The sequence below is a fragment of the Paenibacillus sp. 01T422 genome (assembly GCF_056398785.1).
The window spans coordinates 1-565 of the sequence record NZ_JBFTQB010001560.1; the positions used below are offsets into that span (position 1 = coordinate 1).

The following is a 565-nucleotide window of genomic DNA, read 5'->3' on the forward strand; positions in this document are numbered from 1 at the left end:
GCCCTGCGGGTGCTTGGCATCGCTTATAAGGAGCTAAAAAGCACGGATCGCTACGATGACTATGAAACGGTGGAAACTGGTTTGATTTTCATCGGGCTAACTGGCATGATTGACCCTCCTCGTAAAGAAGTGCGTGAAGCCATCTCCAAATGCCGCAAAGCAGGCATTAAAACGGTTATGATTACCGGCGACCATCAGACGACGGCAGAAGCGATTGCCAAACAGCTTGGCATGATTCAAGGCAACGGAGTTAGCTTGAGCGGGCAGCAGCTCGCTTCGATGTCGGACGAGGATCTGGAAGCCAAGGTTAATGATACTTACGTGTATGCAAGGGTATCCCCTGAGCATAAGCTGCGTATTGTCAAAGCCTTGCAGCGCAAAGGACATGTTGTCGCTATGACGGGTGATGGGGTGAACGATGCTCCGGCGATTAAAGCAGCGGACATCGGAATCGCGATGGGGATTACGGGAACGGACGTTTCGAAGGAAGCTTCTTCCTTGATTCTCAGCGATGATAATTTCTCCACGATTGTCGCAGCGATTGAAGAAGGACGGGGGATTTACG

At 51.2% G+C, this 565-nt stretch carries 1 protein-coding gene; it reads left to right on the top strand.

Annotated elements, in window-relative coordinates:
• Nucleotides 1–565, top strand: a 565-nt coding sequence (locus AC1DUA_RS40170; protein ID WP_477504955.1) for an HAD-IC family P-type ATPase, incomplete at both ends; no start/stop codon positions are given.